This is a genomic window from uncultured Bradyrhizobium sp., from assembly GCF_947648125.1.
GTDB lineage: Bacteria > Pseudomonadota > Alphaproteobacteria > Rhizobiales > Xanthobacteraceae > Bradyrhizobium.
This window is the reverse complement of sequence record NZ_CANSMR010000001.1, coordinates 242,857-264,749: the sequence shown is the minus strand read 5'-3', so window position 1 is coordinate 264,749 and position 21,893 is coordinate 242,857. Positions and strand designations below refer to the sequence as shown.

General features: G+C 60.4%; 23 protein-coding genes and 2 pseudogenes. 9 read left to right on the top strand and 16 right to left on the bottom strand.

What is annotated here, in order from left to right:
• Positions 1–43 precede the first annotated feature (43 nt).
• Positions 44–348 (top strand): annotated as a pseudogene (locus tag Q0030_RS01315) (transposase); the annotation flags it as partial.
• A gap of 150 nt (positions 349–498) precedes the next feature.
• Here the strand turns inward: Q0030_RS01315 and Q0030_RS01310 are convergent.
• The 5 genes from Q0030_RS01310 to Q0030_RS01290 are packed head-to-tail and all read right to left on the bottom strand — an operon-like array spanning position 499 to position 5,233.
• Positions 499–1,305, bottom strand: coding sequence for a GntR family transcriptional regulator (locus tag Q0030_RS01310; RefSeq protein ID WP_298362339.1), 807 nt, complete (start codon positions 1,303–1,305; stop codon positions 499–501).
• Positions 1,289–1,792 (bottom strand): MaoC family dehydratase, encoded by a 504-nt coding sequence (locus tag Q0030_RS01305; protein WP_298362336.1) that lies wholly within the window; start codon positions 1,790–1,792, stop codon positions 1,289–1,291. The genes Q0030_RS01310 and Q0030_RS01305 overlap by 17 nt, the downstream gene beginning before the upstream one ends.
• Positions 1,792–2,922 carry a CoA transferase gene (locus tag Q0030_RS01300; RefSeq protein ID WP_298362331.1) on the bottom strand — a complete coding sequence of 377 codons (1,131 nt, stop codon included), beginning with the start codon at positions 2,920–2,922 and terminating at the stop codon, positions 1,792–1,794. Before Q0030_RS01300 ends, Q0030_RS01305 begins: the two co-directional genes overlap by 1 nt.
• Positions 2,919–4,088 (bottom strand): CoA transferase, encoded by a 1,170-nt coding sequence (locus Q0030_RS01295; RefSeq protein WP_298362328.1) that lies wholly within the window; start codon positions 4,086–4,088, stop codon positions 2,919–2,921. Before Q0030_RS01295 ends, Q0030_RS01300 begins: the two co-directional genes overlap by 4 nt.
• Entirely contained in the window at positions 4,085–5,233 is a 1,149-nt protein-coding gene (locus tag Q0030_RS01290; protein ID WP_298362325.1) for an acyl-CoA dehydrogenase family protein, read from the bottom strand. Before Q0030_RS01290 ends, Q0030_RS01295 begins: the two co-directional genes overlap by 4 nt.
• Before the next feature lie 222 nt (positions 5,234–5,455).
• Between Q0030_RS01290 and Q0030_RS01285 the strand changes: the two genes are divergently transcribed.
• The 5 genes and pseudogenes from Q0030_RS01285 (at position 5,456) to Q0030_RS01265 (ending at position 9,564) form a co-directional block, all read left to right on the top strand.
• Complete coding sequence (locus Q0030_RS01285) at positions 5,456–6,157, top strand: nitroreductase (RefSeq protein WP_298362322.1); 702 nt, start codon at positions 5,456–5,458, stop codon at positions 6,155–6,157.
• 9 nt (positions 6,158–6,166) lie between these two features.
• Positions 6,167–7,126, top strand: a complete 960-nt coding sequence (locus Q0030_RS01280) for a hydroxymethylglutaryl-CoA lyase (protein ID WP_298362319.1) — start codon at positions 6,167–6,169, stop codon at positions 7,124–7,126.
• A complete protein-coding gene (locus tag Q0030_RS01275; RefSeq protein WP_298362316.1) occupies positions 7,123–8,082 on the top strand; it encodes a CoA ester lyase in 960 nt (319 codons plus the stop codon). Before Q0030_RS01280 ends, Q0030_RS01275 begins: the two co-directional genes overlap by 4 nt.
• Positions 8,051–8,506 (top strand): CoA transferase, encoded by a 456-nt coding sequence (locus Q0030_RS01270; protein ID WP_298363217.1) that lies wholly within the window; start codon positions 8,051–8,053, stop codon positions 8,504–8,506. The genes Q0030_RS01275 and Q0030_RS01270 overlap by 32 nt, the downstream gene beginning before the upstream one ends.
• Positions 8,493–9,564: pseudogene (locus Q0030_RS01265) on the top strand (IS630 family transposase). Before Q0030_RS01270 ends, Q0030_RS01265 begins: the two are co-directional and overlap by 14 nt.
• 85 nt (positions 9,565–9,649) lie before the next feature.
• Here Q0030_RS01265 and Q0030_RS40530 read toward each other — a convergent pair.
• From Q0030_RS40530 to Q0030_RS01220, 9 genes are all read right to left on the bottom strand, one after another.
• Positions 9,650–9,802: a hypothetical protein gene (locus Q0030_RS40530; RefSeq protein WP_363323406.1), complete on the bottom strand. Its 153-nt coding sequence runs from the start codon at positions 9,800–9,802 to the stop codon at positions 9,650–9,652.
• A 137-nt stretch (positions 9,803–9,939) separates the two neighbouring features.
• Positions 9,940–10,713: an MFS transporter gene (locus Q0030_RS01255; protein ID WP_298362313.1), complete on the bottom strand. Its 774-nt coding sequence runs from the start codon at positions 10,711–10,713 to the stop codon at positions 9,940–9,942.
• A complete protein-coding gene (locus tag Q0030_RS01250; protein ID WP_298362310.1) occupies positions 10,706–11,332 on the bottom strand; it encodes an MFS transporter in 627 nt (208 codons plus the stop codon). The genes Q0030_RS01255 and Q0030_RS01250 overlap by 8 nt, the downstream gene beginning before the upstream one ends.
• 441 nt (positions 11,333–11,773) lie before the next feature.
• Positions 11,774–12,739, bottom strand: a complete 966-nt coding sequence (gene meaB / locus Q0030_RS01245) for a methylmalonyl Co-A mutase-associated GTPase MeaB (RefSeq protein WP_298362307.1) — start codon at positions 12,737–12,739, stop codon at positions 11,774–11,776.
• A complete protein-coding gene (locus Q0030_RS01240) occupies positions 12,736–13,863 on the bottom strand; it encodes a CoA transferase (RefSeq protein ID WP_298362304.1) in 1,128 nt (375 codons plus the stop codon). The genes meaB and Q0030_RS01240 overlap by 4 nt, the downstream gene beginning before the upstream one ends.
• Positions 13,860–14,273, bottom strand: a complete 414-nt coding sequence (locus tag Q0030_RS01235; RefSeq protein ID WP_298362302.1) for a cobalamin B12-binding domain-containing protein — start codon at positions 14,271–14,273, stop codon at positions 13,860–13,862. The genes Q0030_RS01240 and Q0030_RS01235 overlap by 4 nt, the downstream gene beginning before the upstream one ends.
• Positions 14,270–15,880, bottom strand: a complete 1,611-nt coding sequence (locus Q0030_RS01230) for a methylmalonyl-CoA mutase family protein (protein WP_298362299.1) — start codon at positions 15,878–15,880, stop codon at positions 14,270–14,272. Before Q0030_RS01230 ends, Q0030_RS01235 begins: the two co-directional genes overlap by 4 nt.
• Before the next feature lie 12 nt (positions 15,881–15,892).
• Complete coding sequence (locus Q0030_RS01225; protein WP_298362296.1) at positions 15,893–16,660, bottom strand: enoyl-CoA hydratase/isomerase family protein; 768 nt, start codon at positions 16,658–16,660, stop codon at positions 15,893–15,895.
• Positions 16,657–17,391 carry an IclR family transcriptional regulator gene (locus tag Q0030_RS01220; RefSeq protein WP_298362294.1) on the bottom strand — a complete coding sequence of 245 codons (735 nt, stop codon included), beginning with the start codon at positions 17,389–17,391 and terminating at the stop codon, positions 16,657–16,659. The genes Q0030_RS01225 and Q0030_RS01220 overlap by 4 nt, the downstream gene beginning before the upstream one ends.
• 56 nt (positions 17,392–17,447) lie before the next feature.
• On the opposite strand from Q0030_RS01220, the gene Q0030_RS01215 reads away from it, so the two are divergent.
• The 3 genes from Q0030_RS01215 (at position 17,448) to Q0030_RS01205 (ending at position 19,626) form a co-directional block, all read left to right on the top strand.
• A complete protein-coding gene (locus Q0030_RS01215) occupies positions 17,448–18,095 on the top strand; it encodes a hypothetical protein (RefSeq protein WP_298362291.1) in 648 nt (215 codons plus the stop codon).
• 121 nt (positions 18,096–18,216) lie between these two features.
• Positions 18,217–18,717: a YbhB/YbcL family Raf kinase inhibitor-like protein gene (locus Q0030_RS01210; RefSeq protein ID WP_298362288.1), complete on the top strand. Its 501-nt coding sequence runs from the start codon at positions 18,217–18,219 to the stop codon at positions 18,715–18,717.
• A 135-nt stretch (positions 18,718–18,852) separates the two neighbouring features.
• The gene (locus Q0030_RS01205) at positions 18,853–19,626 is read left to right on the top strand and encodes an SDR family oxidoreductase (protein ID WP_298362286.1); all 774 of its coding nucleotides are present in this window, start codon (positions 18,853–18,855) and stop codon (positions 19,624–19,626) included.
• A 513-nt stretch (positions 19,627–20,139) separates the two neighbouring features.
• Here the strand turns inward: Q0030_RS01205 and Q0030_RS01200 are convergent.
• Both Q0030_RS01200 and Q0030_RS01195 read right to left on the bottom strand, forming a co-directional pair.
• Positions 20,140–20,973: a universal stress protein gene (locus tag Q0030_RS01200; RefSeq protein ID WP_298362283.1), complete on the bottom strand. Its 834-nt coding sequence runs from the start codon at positions 20,971–20,973 to the stop codon at positions 20,140–20,142.
• A gap of 38 nt (positions 20,974–21,011) precedes the next feature.
• Positions 21,012–21,893, bottom strand: a complete 882-nt coding sequence (locus tag Q0030_RS01195; protein ID WP_298362280.1) for an alpha/beta hydrolase — start codon at positions 21,891–21,893, stop codon at positions 21,012–21,014.

Sequence of the window (21,893 nt, the reverse complement as noted above, 5' to 3'; positions counted from 1 at the left end):
CTCGGGAAAATTCAGCGGTCAACTACAACGAGAAGAGTCGGCCGAGAGCCGTTTTGTCATCGGACTACTGTTGCGCAAGCACATCTATAGCCTGTCCGACGAGGACGTCCATGAGCGCAGGGTTTATGACCCGTATTTCTAGCCCTTCACCGGCTTTCAGTTTTTCCAGCACGATTTCCCGCACGAGTGCTCCGATCTAAGGCTATTGGCGCAAGCGGCTTGGCAACAAACTGGAGCTTTTGCTGGTCGAGAGCTTGGCACACGACACTGGCGCGTTGCGGACGCGCGATCTGGAGCGGGTGACGGTGGACACCACCGTTCAGCCGAACGGCCATCACCTTCCCGACCGTGTTTGTCGATGATGCTCTGGTCGAGCTTGCCGTAACCCAAGTCGGGCGCTTGGATAGGCCCCGCCTGCACGTTGGCGTGACCTGAACAAAATACGAAAGCACGGCAGCGAACAATCGCACTACACCCCGCGCGACAGGTCGGATCCGATCAGCCCTTAACGCGCCGCATGGTCATGGCATGGCGAAAGCGGGAAGCAGCATGAGTGTTGATCGCAACTTGCACGATCTTCCCTGTTGCGAGCTTGTAGGTTCGCTGCACCTCGAGCGCCGTGGACCCGGCCTTGACTTTCAAACCGGGCGCAAGATCCGGCGAGATCAATGCGGCGGCAATCTCTTGGTGAACTTCCACAATGCTCTGACCAAACAAATCTTCGATCAGATGGAAGATCGGGCCCCGATGGCGCTGGAGCAGTCGGCCTATCGCCGCAAACTCGCGATTGATGTACACCTCGGTCCAACACACCGGCAACTCAGCGCTCTTGCTAGCGTGGCGCAATCCTCGAACCGCGAGCCATTCCTCTCCCTGCGCAATCCCGGTTCGTGACGCCAGCTTGTTGTCGATCTCAATCATTTCGATGGTATCGATCGCAAAGCGCACATCGGTTGCGAAAGCCACGAGATCGTTGATGGACATGACCTCATGAACGAATGAGTCGGTGGGCCGCGGCGGAACCACCGTCGTGCCGGCGCCCTGACGTGACGAAACCAGACTGTCCTCACGCAGCCGCCGCAACGCCTCACGCACGGTGTAGCGGCTGACCGAAAAGCGTTCGCACAATTCCTCTTCCGTCGGCAGTTGCGAACCGATCGGATACACGCCGCTGACGATCTCCTCCTTAAGCGCGCGCACGAGCTGAAGATAGAGCGGCTCACCGGACCGCGCGAGCGCAGGCGTCGCGGGTTTCCGCGCCTTCGAGCCCGCCAGCGGCGACTTCGTGTCAGTCTTCGATGCCATAGCCTCTCTTGGCGATCAGCGCAGTTCGCTCAAAGCTCATGAACTGCGTGCCATCGTCCTTTTTGCCGATCGTGCGAACAGTCACGAGGCCCTGTCCAGGCCGGGACGCCGATTCCCGCTTCGCCAAGACCTCCGATTCGGCGTAAATTGTATCGCCGACGAACACGGGCGCGGTCAACTTGATGTCGTTCCAGCCCAGGTTGCCAATGGCCTTCTGACTGATATCACTCACGCTCATCCCCACCACCATCGACAGGGTCAGGCAGCTATTGACCAGCGGCCGCTTGAACTCCGACTTGGCGGCATAGGCTTTGTCGAAGTGCAATGGGTGGGTGTTCATCGTGATCAAGGTGAACCAGGTGTTGTCGCTCTCGGTAATGGTGCGACCCGGGCGATGTTCGTAGACGTCTCCGACGACGAAATCGTCATAGTATCTACCGAAGCTTTCACGGTAGCGTTGAGGACCGATCCGATCGTGGCTTTGCATCATCTCCCCCCGAATTCGTGCGTTTTGTTGAGGATTTCTGTCGTGTGTTCGCCGAGAGCCGGCTCGCGCAGCACCGGCTGCGCCGGTTCATGGCGGAAACGGATCGGGGGACCGACGTGAAGCCGATTGGCGTCATCGCGGCGGATCATCCCGCGCTCCGTCAGGTTCGGATGCGCAACGGCTTCGGGCAGCGTGTTGACGCGGCCATAGCAGACATCGAGCGTAGCGAGATAGCCGTGCCATTCCGCCAGCGGCTTCTTGCGGAATTCGGCGGCAAGGAAATCGACGACCGGCTGTTGATGCGGACCGGGCCCCCGCAGGCAGAGTTCAACCAGTTCGGGCCGACCCAGCGCACCCAGCAGGTTATGGATGAATTTCGGCTCCTGCCCGGCCAGGACCAGAAAGCGGCCATCTTGCGTCTCATAGGGACGGTAGAAGGCGGCTCCCCCTGTGGTGCGTTCGTGGGCCGGAATTGGCTGCCGTCCCTCAGCAAAGGTCGGCCCCATAATATTGAGCATGCCGCCGATGGTGACATCATGCATGCTGATATCGATGTAGTCACCGAGCCCGGTGTTTTCCCTGCGGAGCAGCGCCATCAGGACGCCCGAGAGCCCCTGCAGCCCCGCCAGGACATCGGCAGCCGGAATGCCCGAAATCGCGGGCTTTCCGTCATTGCCGAGCGTCATGCCGACCAATCCGCTCTCGGCTTCCAGCGCAAGATCATGCGCTGGCCGTTCGCGCAATGCGCTGTCCTGTCCGAATGCGCTGATCGAGCAATAGACGATGCGCGGATTGCGCGCGCGCACCGCCTCGTATCCGACACCAAGGCGATCGACGGCGCCGGGACGAAAGGATTCCACGAACACGTCGGCCGTCTCGCACAAGGCGAGCAGATCATCGCGCTGTACCGGATCCTTCAGGTTGAGCACGACGCTTTTCTTGCCGCGATTGAGATTGCGGAAGAACACGGTGCTGGGTCCGTCGGAGAGTCCGATATGGCGTCCCGGATCGCCCTCGCCCGGCGGCTCGATCTTGACCACCTCGGCGCCATGGTCGGCCATCGCCAACGTCAAATACGGCCCCGGCAGGAAGACCGAGAGATCGATGACGCGGATACCCTCGAGCTTCATGGCGTCTCGGCTCGCTCGGCGGCACACACCTCACCGACATCGGCTGCTGTATTTGCGCCATAGGCCGCGCACGGCGCTTGGGCGAGCCGCTCGCCGTTGATCTTGATGGGATTGGCCAATACTCGCATATTGGGCTTCGCCGGATGGGAGATGGTGCGGATCATCCCGCTCGCTTGCAAGAAGGGGTTATCGAGCGCCTGTGCAAGATCGAGCACTGGAGCGACAGGCAGCACGGCATTCAGCTTCTCGAGCCAGAACGCCGTGGATTCGCGCTTCAGTTCAGCGTCGATAATTTTGGTCAGCACACCGCGATTGGTTTGTCGCAAGGCCTGCGTCGCAAAACGAGGATCGGAGCCAAGATCGGTGCGGCCGATGGTCTCGATCAGTTTTCTCCAGAACCTGTCCGTCATACACATGATGAACAGCCAGCCGTCCGAGGTCGGAAACGTCTGCACGGGCGCCACTGAATAATGTGCGCTGCGCGGCTGCCGCATCGTGGTATGACCTTCATTCAGATACCAGGTCGCCACATAGCCGAGTTGATGGAGCGCGACGTCGAGCAGGCAGGTATCGACATCGCAGCCCTTGCCGGTGGACCGCGCCTGGATAATGGCAGACAACAGCCCGACAGCCGCCGTCAGCCCCGTCGTCTGATCGATGATCGAGGGCGCGCCGAGCCGCGACGGCGGCCTGTCGGGATCGCCGGTGAGATGCATCAGACCGGATTCTGCCTGCATCAGATAGTCGTAGCCCGGCCACGATGCCCGTTCATTGTCCCGGCCATAGGCCGACACATGCGCGCAAACCAGCTTGGGATTGACGCTTGCGAGCGTCTTGTAATCGAGGCCCATCTTGGCTGGCAGATCGCCGCGCAAATTGTTCACCAGCGCATCAGCTGTCTTGATCAGCGCAGTGAGAGCCGCCTTGCCCTCAGCTGACCGCAAGTCCAGCGCGACGCTCTTCTTGTTTATGTTAAACGCCTGATAATATTCGCTGTCATTCGTTCCGAGGAAGTAAGGTCCGGTTTTGCGAGCGGGATCGCCGCCGGTTGCGGCATTTTCGATCTTGATGACTTCGGCGCCCAGATCCGCGAGCAGCATCGTGCCGTAAGGAGCGGCACCGAATTGCTCGACCGAAACGATGCGGACACCCTGAAGAGGCTTCATGCGGCCGGATTCCTCTTGATGAATTGCTTGGAAATGATGATCCGCTGCATCTCGTTGGTCCCCTCGCCGATGCAGGTCAGTGGCGCATCTCGATAAAGCCGTTCGATGTCGAATTCCTTGGAATAGCCGTAGGCGCCGTGGATGCGCATGCCCTCGATCGAATTCTCGAGCGCAGCCTCGCTGGCGAAATATTTCGCCATACCCGCCTCCATATCGCAGCGCTCGCCGCGGTCGAAAGCTCGCGCTGCGTCCAGCGTCAGCAAACGCGCGGCACGAGCTCGCGTAGCCATCTCGCCGAGCTTCAACTGAATGGCCTGATGCTCGCAAATCGGTTTTCCGAATGTCCTGCGAACTTGCGCATAGTCCGACGCCAGCTTCAGCGCGCCCTCCGCAATGCCAACGCCGCGCGACGCGACATTGATGCGCCCGAGCTCGAGACCGCCCGCAACCTGAAAGAAGCCCTGCCCCTCGACGCCGCCGATCAGATGATCAGCAGGCAGGCGATAGTTCTCGAAGACCAGCTCAGCCGTATCGATCGCCTTGTAGCCAAGCTTGGGAAGCTTCCGCCCGACCGAAAAGCCTTCCTGCTTCGGCGCAATAAAAAGGCTCATACCGTTGTAGCGCGGCTGGGCGCCGGGATTGGTCTTGACCAGAAGCGCAAGACACGAACCTTCCGCCCCGTTGGTGATCCACATCTTGGTGCCGTTGATGACGTAATGATCGCCTTCACACCTAGCGGTCATCCGGATGCCCTGCAAGTCGGTGCCGGCGTCAGGTTCGGTCAGAGCAAGACCGCCGCGGATCTCGCCGCTGGCAAGTTTCGGTAGCCATTTCGACTTCTGCTCCGGCGTACCGAACTTCTGGATCGCCAGCGCCAGCATCAGATGAGAGTTTATGATGCCCGTGACCGACATCCATACCGAAGAGATGCTCATCACGATCTTGGCGTAGGTCGCCGACGATAGACCAAGGCCCCCATATTGCGGCGCGATCGTTGAGCCGAACAGGCCCAGCTCCTTCATCTGTTCGACGACACCGTGCGGATAGCGATCCTCATGGTCGTATTCTTTCACAATGGGCTTGAGCTCGCGCGCAACCCAACGATCGATCATGTCCAGGATCTGACCGTCTTCATCCGCATCCACGCGGTTTTCCCGCGGCATTTGCGTCATGGCATTCCTTCCCCAGAATTGTCCGGATAACTAACATGTGATCTTCTAGAAAAGTTATATATTCCTTGCTTTGAAAGCAAGTAGAGTAATTAGTATTTGTCTGGACAAGTCGGCATCGCTCTCCGTCGGAAGCTTGGCGGACACGATGTGATGCTAATGTTCTAAGCAGGTTCCGCGGAGTGCTGAGTCTTCCAGATGCATGAGATTTCCTCGTCGCCGAACGCCGCTGTCGATGACGTCATCAACCCCCGTCAGTGCGTGCGGGCTTTCCTGCCGACGCCCGTCGAGCGCAGCATGGTCGAGCAGTTGCTCAAATTGGCAGCCCGCAGCGCCAGTGGCAGCAACATCCAGCCCTGGCGGGTTCGCGTCATTGCCGGCGACATCAACGAACGTCTGACCACGGCGATCTTCGACGCAGTGGCTCGCGACGGATTTGAGCCCTACCAGCGCGAACGGAACTACTACCCTGTCAATTGGCGCGAACCTTTCCTCGGCCGTCGCCGCAAGATCGGCTGGAGCATGTACAGCCTGCTCGAGGTCGCCCGGGGCGATTTCGAGGGAACGCAACGCGCGCGAATGCGCAACTATGAATTCTTCGGTGCGCCGGTCGGCATGATCTTCACCCTCGATGAAGATATCGAGATCGGAAGCTGGCTTGATCTCGGCATTTATCTGGGCACGCTGACGATCGCAGCGCGCGGCCACGGGCTACACACCCGTCCGCAGGCAGCCTTTGCCGATTTCCACAAGGTCATTCGGCCATTGCTCAACATTCCCGAAAAGGAAGTCGTCATCTGCGGCATGGCACTCGGTCATATCGACCCAGATGCGCCCGTCAACGAGCTGGTCACCGAGCGCGCGCCGCTCTCCGATTACGCCGGCTTCGATGGCCTCTGAGGCAATGCGATGACGCTGAGCCTTCTCAAGAAGGTCGCGATTGCCGAAGTCGGCCCGCGTGACGGTCTGCAGAGCTTTCCTCGCTGGATTGATACTGACACCAAGGTTGCGATCATTGATCGGCTGTCCGATCTCGGCCTTTCCGTGATCAAGGTCTCGAGCTTTGCCCACCCAAGAGTCGTGCCACACTTGCGCGACGCCGAAGAGGTGTTCGAGCGCATCAGGCGCAGGCCCGGGACGATCTATCGGGCTCCTGTGCCGAATGCGCTCGGCGCCGAGCGCGGTGCAACGGCCGGGGTCGACGAAATGCTTGGCCTGACTACGATCAGCGCGACCTATAGCCGCACGAACCAGAATATGACGATCGACGAGGCGATCGCACAAAACCTGGTGTCGTTCCTGATCGCGGAGGCACGCTCAATCCCCTTCGTGATGGCTCTCGGCATGGCCTTATGGTGCGCCTATGAAGGCCGGGTTCCGGAAGAAAACGCCATAGCGGTTGTGCGGCGCCTCCATGACGGCGGCATCCGGCGGTTCTATCTCGCAGGCGAGCTGGGGATGGAAGATCCCGCCCATGTCAACCGTCTATTCCGAAGGCTCGGCGAACTTTTTCCAACAGCCTCGTTCGGCTTCCACATTCACAATCGCTCGCGCATGGCGACCGCCAACATCCTTACCGCACTCAACGCCAACGTGGCGTGGCTGGAGGGCGCCGTCTGCGGCATCGGCGGCGGAATTGTGATGCCGACAAGGCTCGGCTCCCTCGGCAATTTCCCTACCGAAGATCTCGTGACCATGCTCGCCGAAATGGGCATCGAGATCGGGGTCGATCCGGAACGGGTCGCGGCAACCTCACGCGAGATTGCCGCGACCCTCGGCATCGAGCCGCAAAGCCATCGCGGGAACGGCGCGACGCGCAAGGCCGTCACAGAACTCGCAGTCACCAACCCGAACATGAGATATTCATGACCCATCCTCCGACGTTCCGGTCATTACTCGCTGTTCCCGCCTCCTCGCCGCGCTTTATGGAGAAAGCTGCACAGGGCCCGGCCGACTCGGTCTTTCTCGACTTGGAAGATGCGGTGATCGCCTCGCTCAAGCCGAAGGCACGCCAGGATGCTATCAACGCGATCAACCAGCTCGACTGGGGCACACGCGGCGTCGCCGTCCGGGTCAACGGCTTTGGTACGCCATGGAGTTGCCGCGATATCATCGAGATCGTCGAAGCCTGTCCACGGCTGGATTACATCCTGCTGCCGAAATGCGAATCACCTGAGGACATGCATGCGGTCGACGTCATGATCAGATCGGCCGAGGCCATCGCTCCACGCGAACGACAAGTCGGGATCATGGGACTGATCGAGACGCCGCGCGGCGTCGCCAATGTCGAGACGATCGCGCAAGCTGGAGGGCGGCTGCGCGCGCTGGTGTTTGGCGGGGGCGACTATCAGCTTGATCTCGGCAGCTTCCAGCGTGCCGTGGGCGCCCCCGCCGCCGACTACGTCGTGCTCACCGACGCCGACGCCCGCGGCGCGCGCGAGCGACACTGGAACGATCTCTGGCATTTTGCCACCGCGCGCATTGCCAATGCTTGTCGGGCGTTTGGCATCATGCCAATCGACGGACCCTTCTCAGGCATTCTAGACAGCGAGGGCCTGCACGCCGCGACCAAGCGTGCCAGCATGCTTGGCTTCGAATGCAAGATGGCTATCCATCCGTCTCAGATCGAGATCATCCATGAAGTGATGACGCCGTCCGCTGCGCAGATCACATGGGCAAACGAGGTGTTGGAAGCCATGGAAGCGGCCGCGCGCGAAGGCCGAGGCGCGGTGAAGGACAAGAACGGGGAGATGATCGATCTCATGCACATCAAGGTCGCCCAAAAACTGATCGATCGGGCAAAACGCCTCGGGAACAAGGTATGAGCGCACTAAGAGGTGTTCGCGTCTTCGATCTCGGCACGTTCATCGCGGGCCGCATTGCGCCACCATTCTTGGCAAGTGCGGCGCGGAGGTGATCAAGGTTGAACCGCGTACGAGCGGCGATTCGCTTCGCCGTCTGGGCACCAATACCGAATGTGGCGACACGCTGGTCTGGCTTTCGGAGACGCGCAACAATCTCGGCACCGAACGCCAGCGCATCGATCTCGCACTTTATGGATCGGTATTTCGTGGCCTTGACGAAATTGCGCCTGCCATCCAGAAGCTTGGCTATCTGCGCGAACGGATGGGCGCGGACGCGGTGAATGTCTGCCGTCACAGCCATTACGAGACACCTAGTGATCTGACGCTGACAAACGATTCACAAATCGGCGCGAAGCTGCGAGTCTGCGCCGATGAGGAAGATTGAGCAGATTTCGTGCAGCGCGGCTGATTGTGAACGATCGGAGCGGCTGGTCCGGGACCGCAATACGCCGCAGAAGGTGGTTTGGAGGGCGCGGATCGTGCTGTTGGCCAGTGATCGATTGACGGCGGAGGGGATTGCGGCGGCGGTCGGCAAGAGCCCTCACGGTCCGGCGCTGGCGTCGGCGGTATATGGCCAAGGGAGTAGACGGGCTGCTGAAGGACGCGACCCACCCGTCGCGGGTCAAGCCGCTGACGCCTGAGAAGGTCAAGCAGGTGGTGCACATGACGTTGCACGAGAAGCCGCAAAATGCGACGCATTCGAGCGTCCGCAGCATGGCGGCGGCAGCGGGCATTTCCTATAACGACGTCCAGAGAATCTGGCATGCGCACGGGCGCCGCATCTGGTCGAGACTTTCAAGCTCTCGCGCGATGCGACTTTGCCGCCAAGGTGGAGGACGTGGTCGGGCTCTATCTCAATCCTCCCGACAAGGCGCTGGTCCTCTGCGTCGATGAAAAGAGTCAGATTCAAGCCCTCGATCGCGCCCAGCCCGGCCTGCCAATGAAGAAGGGCCACGCTGGCACCATGACCCACGACCACAAGCGCAACGGCACCACAACCCTGTTCGCGGCGCTCAACATGCTGGACGGCCAAGTTGTCGGAACTTGCATGCCGCGCCATCAACACCGGGAGTTCCTGCGCTTTCAAGCTGATCGATCAGAAAACCCCGGCGCATCTCGACCTGCATCTGATCGTCGACAACTATGCCACTCATAAGACCCCGGCGGTGAAGCGCTGGCTCAAGGCGCATCCGCGCTTCCACCCGCACTTCACGCCGACCTCGGCATCCTGGCTCAACATGGTCGAGCGCTTCTTCGCCGAGATCACCCGAAAACGCTTCCGACGCGGCGCCTTCAGCAGCGTCGCACAGCTCAAGAGCGCCATCATGGAATATCTGGAAAACCATAATGCCGACCCAAAACCATTCAGCTGGACAAAATCCGCCGGCGAAAATCCTCGAAAAAGTCGCACGGGCGAAACGAGTGTTAGAGTTACAACACTAGCTCCGTCACGTTAGCCGGGATGTTGACGACGAGCCAATGCCACAAGCGCTGTCTGTCGGCGCGTCCTGATCAAAGCAAGTCACGGCTAAGCTCTTGGTCCATCAGGTGCACCGGACCACGCGAGATGGGGCGACTGATTGCCCTCGGCACAACCGAAACCGAAATCCTTTGAAAGGATATGCGCGTCCCTCAGATAGTCGCCGTCGCGGAAACTCTGGCTGGTCAGCGTGAAGGCCATGACTTGAACTCCCGGGTGACGAAACAGACCATCAATAATGCTACCGCGCGGACAGGCTAATCAAGCTCACCCTGAACGCCTGGCGTATACACGCAGCAGCTGCCTCCCGCAGCATGTATACGCCATGAGCGTTGCCCTTATCTGGGGTCGGCCACGACCGGCGCCTCCATAAGCCGGCCGCCGGCCAGTTCATCTTCCAGCATTTCGAGCGGCACCTGTTTGGTTTCAACGCCGAAGGCGAGCACGACGATGACTTGCAACAAAAGCAAGGCAACGACGTAGCTCACGACAGCCGTAACGCCGGCAAGTCCGTAGAGAAGGGTCGTGATCTGGGGCGTCAGGATCGTGAACATGCGGCCAAGCGTGTTGCAAAAACCTGCCCCTCGCATACGGATCACGGTCGGGAACAGCTCGGGTACATAGAGGCTCCAGGCGACACCGACGAGCACATAGATCGACGTCACGAGAGCAAAGCCATCGAGCGTGATGTAGGTTGGATCGACAAGATTTGGATAGATCGCCCCGAAGCAGATCGCAGCGAACGAAAAGATGATCATGCAAGGCCTGCGGCCGATCCTATCTGCCAGCCACATGCCGATGAGTGCGCCCACGGGTCCCCCAAAGCTCATCAGCGTGACGTAATTCAGGGATGTCGTGATCGTCAGGCCCTGTCGCACCATGAAACTCGGCAAGAAAGCAATGAAGCCGTAGATCACGGTATTCAACGTGATGAGGATGACGCTCCCCGTGATCGTTCGCCGGATCATCCCGATCGAGAACAACTCGCTAAGTTTATCGGCAGTGCTGCTCGCCCGAACACGCGCCGGGCAATTCGCCGGTTCCAGCTGTCGGCCCGAAGATCGCTCCACCTCGCTTTCGATCTCCTTGAGGACGCGCTCAGCCTCATCCATTTGCCCGTGGGCTGAGCCATCTTGGGGACTCTGGCATGCGCTTACGCAGCTGCCAGACGATTAGAGCGCCGATACCGACGATCACGAACATCCAGCGCCAACCGATGTTCGGAATAACAAGGCGGGCGATCAACGCCGAGAAGAATAGCGACGAGTTTGTGATGACGGCCAGCGCAGAACCCCACATCCCACGGCTTGACGGTGGCACAAATTCGGCGATCGTGACATAGCCGACGACGATCTCAGCTCCCAATCCAACGCCCATGACGAAACGCGCAACAATCAACCAGTTCATGGAGGGGGCAGCAGCTCCGGCAAGCGATGCCAACCCGAAGATCAACAAATTGGCCTGATACGAAAACCGTCGACCGCGGCGATCCCCCAGTATTCCCGCAAACCAGGCACCGACGACCATGCCGGCGAACGTAATCGAAATGAAGTTGGCGTTCTGGGCCGGCGTCGACCAACCGAGACCCAAAAGTGCTGCAAGCACGGCGCCCTGCAGATAGATCTCGAAGGCGTCGAGAAACATGCCGCCGCCGATGAGACCCAGCATTCGATCGTGGAAACTAGACGTGGGAAGTCGATCGAGCCGAGCACCGGCATTCACTGTCTTCATGGTTCCTCCCATGCGATATTCTTGTCCGGACAATTCCGCTGATTTAGCCAGGACTTGCGAGGTCCAGTCTCACGTGATCAGCGTAGCTTAAAAACCTCCGTCGTCAATTCCTGTGGAGGAATGAGACGGATCGGACTATCGATTTGTCCGAACAAATATACTCAATCTGAATCGGAAGAACGGCTTCGCGACAGTGTTGCCGCCGCTCGAACAGGGACGAGCTGGTGATCGCATTGATCTGACCATCGCTGGCCAGCATCGAAGGCCCTTGTGCGCACGGTTCTGAGACGATCGCGGAGCTCGGAGACAGCGTCTCAATGTCCGCACAGCAAGCTGAGGATGACGAGAGTCAGCGATACGCCAAGGTCGCGCTTCGGGCTATTCCTGCAGCGATGTCGTCTCCTCCCTTTTTGATTTGGCCGAATTTATTGTATTGGCCGACTATCGCGCTTTCGAAAGGAGCCCCCTGCTTCGATGGTCGTTTTCGACGCCGCTCGATGGCCTCGTTTCGGTCAAGCGCTCGACCACCGCCTCGTATAACGATGTCAGCGGCAGATGCAGAAGCTCCGCCGGCAGTTCTTTCAGCACTTCGGCGACCCGTCGTGCGACTAAGCTGCCGACATGCTGCGCGCGGCGCCGTTCAAGACGCTCGTCGACGTCGCGATGCCGCACCAGCCAGGCCTGGTGGCGGTCGACGGCTTCAGCGAGTGCTGCCACGCTCGCCTGATCCTGGATCGACGTGGAAAGAATCGGCGGCTGCCAATCGTCGCTTGAGCCTCGGCGGTCCGGCGCCTTGAGCTTCAGTACCGACGCGAGTTCGGCGGCCAGTTGTCGCGCGCCGGGCTGGTCCGCCTTGTTGACGACGAAAACGTCGGCGGTTTCGAGAATGCCGCTCTTCATCGCCTGGATCTGATCGCCGGCGCCGGGCATCAAGACCAGCAAGGTGGTATCGACGACATGTCTGACGGCATATTCGACCTGGCCTACGCCGACCGTTTCGAGAATGACTTCCGCAAAGCCCGCGCTCTCCACGATCTCGAGGATATCAGCCAGGTTGTCGGCAAGACCGTCGTGGCTGCTTCTGCTCGCGAGCGAGCGGATGTAGATGCGCGGATTGTGCGCCAGATCCTCCATGCGAATGCGATCGCCCAAGATCGCGCCGCCGCTGACCGGACTGGTGGGGTCGACCGCCAGAATGGCGATGTCGCCATCGCGGGCAAGACGACGGCGGGCGAGCGCCGTGATCAGGCTGCTCTTGCCAGCACCCGGCGGACCGGTCACGCCGATCCGGCGGCAGACGCCCGCGCTTCCTCGCGTGCTCGCGAGCACCTCGGCCACGGACGCATCCGCGGCGCGGCTGAGCGCGCGCGCCATCAGGCGCCGTTGCCTGGCCGAGCTTGCGGTCATGACGGCCCGATCTCCGTCACAAGTTCGTTGTGTTCGCCGAGCAGCGGCGGCGGCTGCAGCGTCTCGGCGTACCCTGCAATCTTCAGGGGATTGCCGATTGCGCGCATGGTCGCATCGCCTGCGGGGATGTCGACGACCATCCGGCGCGCCCGGACCTGTTCGCTCGCCAGCGCATTCTCCAACGTGCTCACTTCGGCCGCGACCACACCGAGCGGCGCGAGTCGCGCAGTCCAGTCGCGGGCATCCGATGTCTGCAGCACCTCGGCTATGGCGGCGACGACAGCCTCGCGGTTGGCGCGGCGCGCTTCCATCGTCGCAAACCTCTCGTCGGCCAACCATTGCGGCCGGCCGCATTCGAGGCTGAATTTCCGCCAGAAATCGTCATGGGTGATGAACAACGTCAGCCAGCCTTCCCCGGTCGGAAACACTTGCGCCGGCACCACGTAAGGATGGGCAGATTGCGCATAACGGCGCGGCCGGGCGCCCGAGTTCAGCCAGCCGGCCGCGATGTAGTTGAGCTGCGACAGCATGACGTCGTACATCGCGACGTCGACCTGACCGCCCTTTCCCTCCACGAGCTTGGCAACGAGGCCGAGAGCGCCCATGATGCCGGCGGAGTTGTCGACGGCCGAATAGCCGGTCTTGGTCGGCGGACTGTCAGGCTCGCCGGTCAACTGCATGACGCCGGTCATCGCCTGGATGACATAGTCGTAGGCCGGCCTGTCGGCATAGGGACTGTCGATGCCAAAGCCGGTCAACGCAACGCAAACGAGCCCCGGATTGACCGACCGCAACCCCTCGTAGGTAAGACCCAGCTTCTTGATAGCCGACGGACGAAGATTGGTGATCAGCGCACGGGCACTGCGCGCCAGCGCGTGAAATTGCGCCTGCCCCTCTTTCGAGGCCAGATCGATCACGACACTTCGCTTGTTGCGATTCAGGCTCGCGAAATATTCGTTATGCGGTCCGATGAAATTCGGACTGACCTTGCGGGCGATATCGCCCTCGCGTGGCTCGATCTTGATGACATCGGCACCCAGATCGGCCAGCAACAATCCCGAATAGGGACCGGCCAGCATGTGGCCGATCTCGAGGATCCTGATGCCGGCCAGAGGTCCGCTCATTTCAATGTCTCGGCGATGGAGGCAATGACGTCTGCAAGCGGCATCTCGCTCGTGTAGATCCGCTTCACGCCAAGCGCGTAGAGATCCGGCCAGTCCTCGGCCGGAATGGTCCCGCCCAGAAAGATCGGAATGTCGCCGGCCTCGACGGCCTCCAGGCTCGCGCGCGTCTGCTCGACGAGATCGCGATGGCTGCCCGACAACACGCTCAAGCCCACCGCGTCAACGTCCTCGTCCACCGCAATGCGTGCGATGTAGTCGGGCGTCTTGCGCAGGCCCGTGTAGATCACCTCGGCGCCGGCGTCGCGTAGCGCCAGCGCAATCACCTTTGCACCGACGTCATGGCCATCGAGTCCGGGCTTGGCGATCAGTATCCGCTTGCCCTTCAGCACAGCTTCGGATGTTCCGGTCATATCCCGATCGGCTCCTGGAAATTTCCCCACCGGCGCTTCAGCCGTTCGACCATCTCGCCGACGGTGACATAGGCATGCGCGCAATCGACCAGATAAGGCATCAGGTTTTCGCGGTCGTTCTCGGCGGCTTGCGCCAGCCGATCGAGCTCGCGTTCGGCCGCTGCATTGTTCCTGCGCGCGCGAAGGGCATCGAGCTTGTCGATGACGCGTTTCGCCGCGGTCGGGTCGAGCTTGAAGGTTTCGCCCGCTGAAGTTGTCTCGCCGGTTTTCGTAAAGGCATTGACGCCGACGATCACGGTCTCACCGCTATCGACGCCCCTCTTTCGCTCGAGCGCGCGCTCGGCGATACGAGACTGCATCCAGCCGTCCTCGATCGCCTTGATGACTCCGCCGTAAGCGTCGATCTCGTCCATGACGCGGCGCATTTCCTGTTCCATGCGGTCGGTCAGGAATTCGACCAGATGGCTGCCGCCGAGCGGATCGACCGAATTGGCGATGCCGCTTTCATAGGCCACGACCTGCTGCGTGCGCAGCGCAAGCTCGGCCGCAAATTCGGTCGGAATCTGGAAAGCTTCGTCGTAAGCCGCTGTAAAGATCGATTGCGCGCCACCGAGAACGGCCGCCATGGTCTCGATCGCAACCCGCATGACGTTGTTGAAGGGTTGTGCTGCCGTCAGTGACGACCCGCCGCAGACCACGCCGAAGCGGAACATCAAAGCCTTGTCGTCGGTGACGCCGCATCGCTCCTTCAAGAGCCTGGCCCAGAGCCTGCGGCCTGCGCGGAATTTGCAAACTTCCTCGAAAAAATCCATGTGGACGTAGAAGAAGAAGCTCAGGCGCTTGGCGAATTTGGCGACATCGCCGCCGCGCGAAATCAACTCGTCCACATAGGCAAGTCCGTTTGCGAGCGTATAGGCCATCTCCTCGACGGCCGTCGAGCCGGCGTCGCGCACATGCGCGCCTGCGATCGAAATCGGGTTGAAGCGCGGCGTGACATCATTGGCATAGAGGATGGAATCCGCAATCAGCCGCATCGACGGGCGGACCGGGAAAATCCAGGTTCCGCGCGCGACATATTCCTTCAGGATATCGTTCTGGATCGTGCCCGTGAGCTTTGCGCGCGGAACGCCCTTCTTGTCCGCACACGCCACATACATGGCGTAGATGATCGCGGCGGTTCCGTTGATCGTAAAGGACGTCGAGATCTTCGACAGATCGATGCCGTCGAACAGGACTTCCATCTCGGAGAGGTTCGACAAGGAAACTCCGACCTTGCCGACTTCGGGCCCCGCAATGGCGTCATCCGGATCATAGCCGCATTGCGTTGGCAGATCGAGCGCGACCGAGAGACCGGTCTGTCCCTGCTTGAGCAGAAACTTGTATCGCTCGTTGGAATCCTCTGCGCTGCCGAAACCGGCATATTGCCGCATCGTCCAGAGCCGCCCGCGGAAACCGTCCGGAAATATTCCCCGGGTGAAAGGATACTCGCCGGGAAAGCCGTCGTCGGCGCCATGGTCCTTCGCCGTGGCAACGAGCGGAAGCTCGATACCCGACGGCGTGCGCGCCAGATCTGCCGGAGGAGCGGCCTGCTTGAACAATGCGGTCAATAAATCCTCCTGTCAGCGTCTCCCAATGGCCATCTTCGCGACGGCCGACCAATGATCGTCGTGGACCCAGGCGGCAGCAAAGCACGCGCTTTCACGGCTGGCGCGTTCTTCCGTCGATCCGCCGAACCGGTGCATGATCGCAAGCGACTTGATCGCGCGCATGACTTGCGGACGTTGCTTCATCTCGTCGACATAGCTCTGCAAGAACCCGTTGGCCTGGTCGCCCGCCGGCGCAACCGCGTCGACAAGACCCAGCCGCTGCGCGTCTGCGGCGGCAAAGATTTGAGCGGTGGCAAGAATGCGCACGGCGCGACTCGGCCCGACCAGCGTAAACAGGTCGGTGCCGCCGCCCCAAGCGGTTGCGATGTTGAGCTTCGCCTGCAGGAAGCCAATGCGCGCATGCGCAAGCGCCACACGATGATCGCAAGCCATGGCAAGTTCGGCGCCGCCGCCGAGCGCGTCGCCGTTGAGAACCGCAATCACCGGCACCGGAAAACGACGAACGCAGTCAAACGCTGTGCGGGTGCGCGCGGCAAATGCGCGGGCCTCCGCCTCGCCGCGCAGCGCCTCGAGCTCCTTGAGGTCTCCGCCGGAAGCAAATGCCTTGTCGCCCGAGCCGGTCAATACCGCAAGCGACACATCCTCGCGCGCCGACCACTCCGCAAACGTCGCCCCAATCGTCCCAATCAAAGCATCACTCAGCGCATTGCGTTTTTCGGGACGCGTCAACGTCACGTGCAGGACGCCGTCAGAGAAGCTGGTTGCGACCAGATCGCTCACGAGTCCCTCTCGATCTCGCGGCAGATCTCCATCAAGCGCTGCTGCTGCGATCCGACCTCTTCAGCCATGCGATGCATGGGTCCCGCAACGGCAATCCCGTAGATGTCGCCGCCGAACTTCACCGTCGTTGCGACGGCCATGACGTCGGCCACGTTCTCACCGCGTGTGATCGAATAGCCGCGAGATGCGGCGAGATCGATCTCTTCGGCGAGCTTCGCACGATCGGTGATGGTGTTCTCCGTCATTGCATCGAGCCGCAGTTTTGCGATCGCCTCGACACGCGCTTTTGGAGGCTTTGCAGCGAGCAAGGCCTTGCCGATCGAGCTGGAGTGCAGCGGCTTCAGGTCGCCGGGCCGCGCGGTGTAACGGATGTTTTGCCTTCCTTCGAGCACCGCAAGGTAGATCACGGAGCCGCCTTGCTCCTTGCCAAGAATGGCCGTCTCGTTGGTCAAATCGCGCAGTCGTTCCAGGCGCGGCATCATGCGCTTGAGCCAGGGTTCGCCGGCCGCGACGGCGGAAGCGATATCGTACATTTTTCGGGTCGGATAGATCCCCTTCCGCCCGCCAACGCCGAACAGAAAGCCGCGCGCCTTCAGGGCACGCACCAGGTTGAAGCAGCTCGATAACGGCGCATCCAGCGCCGCCGCCAGTTCGGACAGCGACAGCGGCTGCTGCTCGCGGGCAAAAAGCTCGAAAAGATCAACGGTACGGCTTGCTGATTTCACATCCATGAAATAAATTTCACACTGAAGTTATGGACGAGTCAAGAGGACGTTTGGAGCACGGAATGGAGGCCAAAGCGGAGTTGCTCGAAGCGAAGGACAGCGAGCGTACGGGCAACGAGAAAAAGAGGCCCGGAAAAGCGCTGATCCTGGTCGTCACCATGCTGCCGCAGACGGTAACGGCGATGATCAGCATGGTTCCGCCGGTGATGGCCAACGAGATCACGACGGCGCTCGGTCTTTCACCGAAGATGGTCTGTTTAACCAGCGCAACTGAAACCGATCTCGTACCGGCAGGCGCACTGCTCAGCACCAGTCAGTTGGCCAGCGTGGCCGGACATCTGGGCTGGGGCTTCGTCGCGGACCGCGTGCGTTCGCCACATGGGGTTCTTGTGGCCATTGCGGTGCTGATGGCGATCGCAACTGCGCTGATAGGTCTATTCTCTCCAGCCTGGCCCATCGCCTGTCTCGCTGCATTCGTCATCGTCCGCGGCGGCACCGCAAGCGGATGGAATGGCGTCTACCTCGCCGAGATCATGAGCGAAGTGAAGTCGGTCGAAAAGCCGGGCTCGCGACCGCCGGCAGCCTCATGTTCGCCTATCTTGGCATCATCTTCGGTCCGCCGCTCTTCGGGATATTCGCTGCGCAGATCGGCTATCACGGCGCCTATTTCGCGATGGCCGCGGCCGTCCTGGCGACAGACCTTCTCATGACGACTGCGCGGCGGACGGATCGACATGACTAGCTAGATCGCCGGTGCCTCAGCCCCACACTTTGCATCGCGTGCAGACATCAGCTATCTCGGAACTCCAACATCAATGAGGAAGCCACGCAATGACCTTCAAACTCGTGAGCGAAAGCTTTCGTGATGGCGACTACCTCCCCGAGACTCATATCCTGTCGAAGGATTTCGGCTTTGGATGCGCGGGAGGCAATCAGTCGCCGCACCTTTCATGGTCAGGTGCTCCGAGCGAAACGAAGAGCTTCGCCGTCACCTGCTACGACCCTGACGCACCAACCGGTAGCGGATTTTGGCACTGGCTGGTTGTCAACATTCCTGCGTCGGTAACAGAACTGCCTCTCGATGCGGGCACCCCGAACGCCGGCAAGCTTCCAAATGGCGCGCTGCAGACGCGGACGGACTTTGGCAAGCCTGGCTATGGTGGGCCCTGCCCGCCCCCGAACGATCATCCCCACCGCTATGTCTTTACGGTATTTGCGGTTTCGCAAGAGAGCCTTCCGGTCACGGCGGATTCATCGGCCGCGGTCGTGGGATTCGACTTGCATTTCAGCACGCTCGCCAAGGCAACGTTGATGGGATTGTACAGACGTTAACGCTGCAAAGGAATCCATAGCGCAACAGTTACATCCGGGCTATACGGCGGCGCGCAAAGAGACGGATGTTTGCGATGACGCTATCGCGCCGAATGTCACCTGCCCGGCACTCTTTCGAACAAAAGGACCGCAAAGATGAACGATCAATTCTCTCTCGAAGGCCGCAACGTTATCGTTACAGGAGCGGGCCAAGGCATCGGAAAGGCGATATCCAAGACTGCCGTCGAACTTGGCGCCAAGGTCGTGGGCGTGGACCTCAATGCAGCTACCATCGATGCAGTTCAAAATGAGCTCGGGGCTGATCGTTTCCAGGCAGTCATAGGCAACGTGGCTGTCCCTGAAACAGCCGGGAAGGCCGTCGAAGCATGCCATCTGCACTTCGGGGACATACATGGGCTGGTAAACAATGCCGGGATCGTCAAGCCCGCAATGATCGAGAAGATGACAGTCGAGGCTTGGGCGGCGGTTATTGATGTTCATCTCACTGGTTCGTTTCATTTCCTGCAGGCGGTAGGTCGCGCGGCCATCCAACGCGCGAAAGAAGGCGCAAACGCGCCCTGCGCTATTGTGAACATCTCCTCGGATGCCGGCCGCAAAGGCACGATCGGGCAGATCAACTATGGCGTCGCCAAGGCCGGACTGTTTGGTTTGACAATGTGCGCGGCCCGCGAATGGGCGAAATGGAACATCCGCGTCAATACCGTGGCGTTCGGGGTGGTGGAGACGCCAATGACCGAGACCATCCGCGGTGAAAAGTTTCGGGAAAGCTACTTGGCACAGGTACCCCTCGGGCGCTGGGCTGATCCAGTCGAGAGCGCCAGGCCGGTCTGCTTTCTCCTCTCGGACGCGGCTTCATACATCACTGGCCAACATCTCTCTGTCAACGGCGGATATGTGATTTCACTGTAGGCGGAGAACGCAATCTCCCTCCATTTCACGCAGGCAATAGTGGCCCGACAGATGCTTGCTATGCGTCGTCCAGCACTTCGCACTGGCCGGACAGTTATTTGTCGGAAGCAGCGCGGCCACGCTGCTAGTTACTTGCCGTATTGACATCTATGCAAGCCAAATTGTGCTACTTCCCCAGGCCGCGCGACGATGCGCTAAAGTCCATGCAGCCAAGCTCTCAAGTGAACCTGGACGGAGGGCTCACGCAATTCGGGACGCGATTGACACTCCATCCGCGACTTGCGTCGATTCGAGCGATATCCCAAAAGAGTGGCTGTATTTATCAGAGGAGGACGCACATTGTGCCGCGCAAGCAGTAAGAAATACGCACTGACATCGGCTGTAGCGACGCAGCAAGTATTACGTTGTTCGGCCGCGATTTTCACCAGCGAGATTCATGGTCACTTAAACTTGAGCGACATGGTTAGATTCACGCGACTAACAATCTATAGCCTAGATAGACTCGTATCGAGCTTAATGCGCGATGAACAGGGGAATTGCGGCGCTCTTCAGCAGTGCCCGCGTCACCCCGCCAAATAAGACTTCACGCGACCGAGCGTGGCTGTAGGCTCCGAGCACAAGGAGATCGCTACGGGCCAGCAAGGCATGATCCGTGATTACCTGGGCAACCGGTCTGCCATCCGAACTCACCCGTTCGACGTTGACGTTGACTCCGTGTCGGCTGAGATAAACCGCGATGTCGGCGCCAGGCTCTTGACCATGCCTGGCGTTCGTGTGTGCGTCCACGACGATGACCGAGACCATGCGCGCGTTCTGCAGCAACGGCATTGCGTCCGCAATCGCGCGTCGCGCCTCACGAGTCGCATTCCAAGCCACAAGGATATTCTCGGCAATTGTTCCGGAGTTCCAGCGATCCGGCACGATCAGAACGGGAACCCCCGTGGCCAGCAGCATCGACTCGGCCGACCGATATTCAGGAAGCCCGCCAGGCTTTCGATGCCCGACCAGCACGAGATCGGCATGCAGGGAGTGAAAGAGCGCATCATCGGCACTATCGCTCGGACGGATCGTCCGAAACTCGAAGCTGATGCCTTCGTGTTCGGCCACACATTCGAATCGTTCACTGGCGCTCGCCACGGACCGCGCTTCCTTGGCTCTTTGCTCCTCGATCATCTGGGCGATCGCGTCGTGCCCGCGGACATAGGATGCATGAGGCCATTCGGAGGGCGTGACGAAGATGCCGACTAGATGAGCGCGATAGCGAAGGGCGAGCCTTACGGCGTAGCCAGCGCAAACGGAGCCGGCCGGCGGTTCATCGAGGAAGACTGCGATATTCTTAAGAGACACAGAACTTCTACGCTAATCTGATGCCCGCGGTGAAAGTTTCACTGCGTAGGGCGGGTATCGAGGAAGGCGACCACCTGCGCAGTGAATGGGTCATTGACATCGCCAGCTACCATATGCGAGGCGCCGTGCACATCGACGTAGCGGGCGTTTGGTAACTGGTCGACGAATTCGCGGGCAATGTCCTCTGATACTAGTTCGCTGGAGCCGCCTCGTACCAGCAGTATAGGGATTTGTAGCCGCCGTGCGGCGGCAGCAAGCCGCGCTTCGCGATCACGGTCAGCGCGTGCAGACATTCCGTGCACGAAGGCCGGATCATAGTGCCAGCGATAGCGGCCGTCCTTTCCACGCCTGAGATTTCTCCGCAAACCATCGAGGCTTTTGGGCCGAGGCCGGTGGGGAAGATAGGCCGCGATTGCATCAGCGGCCTCCTCAAGGGAAGCGAAACCATCGTTGATGTGCGCGGCCATGAACTTTCGGACGCGCTCGACGCCGACGGGGTCTATGCGTGGCGTGATGTCGACCAGAACCAAAGCTTCGGCAAGGCAGGCATCGGCTTCCCCTGCTGCGATCAAACTAGCCATTCCTCCGAGCGAAGCTCCAATCAATACGGGTTTGCGAGAAAGGCTGGTAGCGAGCTGACGCACATCATTTGCAAAGTGATCGATCTCATACTTGCCGTCGGATGACCAGCCGCTGTCGCCATGGCCGCGCTGGTCCACTGCGATGGCGCAATAGCCACAACGCGCGAGGACGGCTGCAGTGCGTTTCCATGCATGCCGCGTCTGTCCACCGCCGTGCAGAAGCAGTGCAGGAGGACGATCCGCGGTGCCCCAGACATCGCCTACGAGCTCGACACCATCCGCCATACAAAAGCGTTGCCGAATGGGAGCCGATCCGATTGGATCAGAATAAACGTGCAT

What these genes read in the sequence shown, in the direction of transcription:
- Q0030_RS01295 (WP_298362328.1), bottom strand. Translation starts at nt 4,088, where the DNA reads ATGAAGCCTCTTCAGGGTGTCCGCATCGTTTCGGTCGAGCAATTCGGT.
- Q0030_RS01255 (WP_298362313.1), bottom strand. Translation starts at nt 10,713, where the DNA reads ATGGATGAGGCTGAGCGCGTCCTCAAGGAGATCGAAAGCGAGGTGGAG.
- Q0030_RS01240 (WP_298362304.1), bottom strand. Translation starts at nt 13,863, where the DNA reads ATGAGCGGACCTCTGGCCGGCATCAGGATCCTCGAGATCGGCCACATG.
- meaB (WP_298362307.1), bottom strand. Translation starts at nt 12,739, where the DNA reads ATGACCGCAAGCTCGGCCAGGCAACGGCGCCTGATGGCGCGCGCGCTC.
- Q0030_RS01215 (WP_298362291.1), top strand. Translation starts at nt 17,448, where the DNA reads ATGGAGGCCAAAGCGGAGTTGCTCGAAGCGAAGGACAGCGAGCGTACG.
- Q0030_RS40530 (WP_363323406.1), bottom strand. Translation starts at nt 9,802, where the DNA reads ATGGCCTTCACGCTGACCAGCCAGAGTTTCCGCGACGGCGACTATCTG.
- Q0030_RS01280 (WP_298362319.1), top strand. Translation starts at nt 6,167, where the DNA reads ATGACGCTGAGCCTTCTCAAGAAGGTCGCGATTGCCGAAGTCGGCCCG.
- Q0030_RS01300 (WP_298362331.1), bottom strand. Translation starts at nt 2,922, where the DNA reads ATGAAGCTCGAGGGTATCCGCGTCATCGATCTCTCGGTCTTCCTGCCG.
- Q0030_RS01205 (WP_298362286.1), top strand. Translation starts at nt 18,853, where the DNA reads ATGAACGATCAATTCTCTCTCGAAGGCCGCAACGTTATCGTTACAGGA.
- Q0030_RS01220 (WP_298362294.1), bottom strand. Translation starts at nt 17,391, where the DNA reads ATGGATGTGAAATCAGCAAGCCGTACCGTTGATCTTTTCGAGCTTTTT.
- Q0030_RS01210 (WP_298362288.1), top strand. Translation starts at nt 18,217, where the DNA reads ATGACCTTCAAACTCGTGAGCGAAAGCTTTCGTGATGGCGACTACCTC.
- Q0030_RS01235 (WP_298362302.1), bottom strand. Translation starts at nt 14,273, where the DNA reads ATGACCGGAACATCCGAAGCTGTGCTGAAGGGCAAGCGGATACTGATC.
- Q0030_RS01275 (WP_298362316.1), top strand. Translation starts at nt 7,123, where the DNA reads ATGACCCATCCTCCGACGTTCCGGTCATTACTCGCTGTTCCCGCCTCC.
- Q0030_RS01250 (WP_298362310.1), bottom strand. Translation starts at nt 11,332, where the DNA reads ATGAAGACAGTGAATGCCGGTGCTCGGCTCGATCGACTTCCCACGTCT.
- Q0030_RS01305 (WP_298362336.1), bottom strand. Translation starts at nt 1,792, where the DNA reads ATGCAAAGCCACGATCGGATCGGTCCTCAACGCTACCGTGAAAGCTTC.
- Q0030_RS01310 (WP_298362339.1), bottom strand. Translation starts at nt 1,305, where the DNA reads ATGGCATCGAAGACTGACACGAAGTCGCCGCTGGCGGGCTCGAAGGCG.
- Q0030_RS01285 (WP_298362322.1), top strand. Translation starts at nt 5,456, where the DNA reads ATGCATGAGATTTCCTCGTCGCCGAACGCCGCTGTCGATGACGTCATC.
- Q0030_RS01195 (WP_298362280.1), bottom strand. Translation starts at nt 21,893, where the DNA reads ATGCACGTTTATTCTGATCCAATCGGATCGGCTCCCATTCGGCAACGC.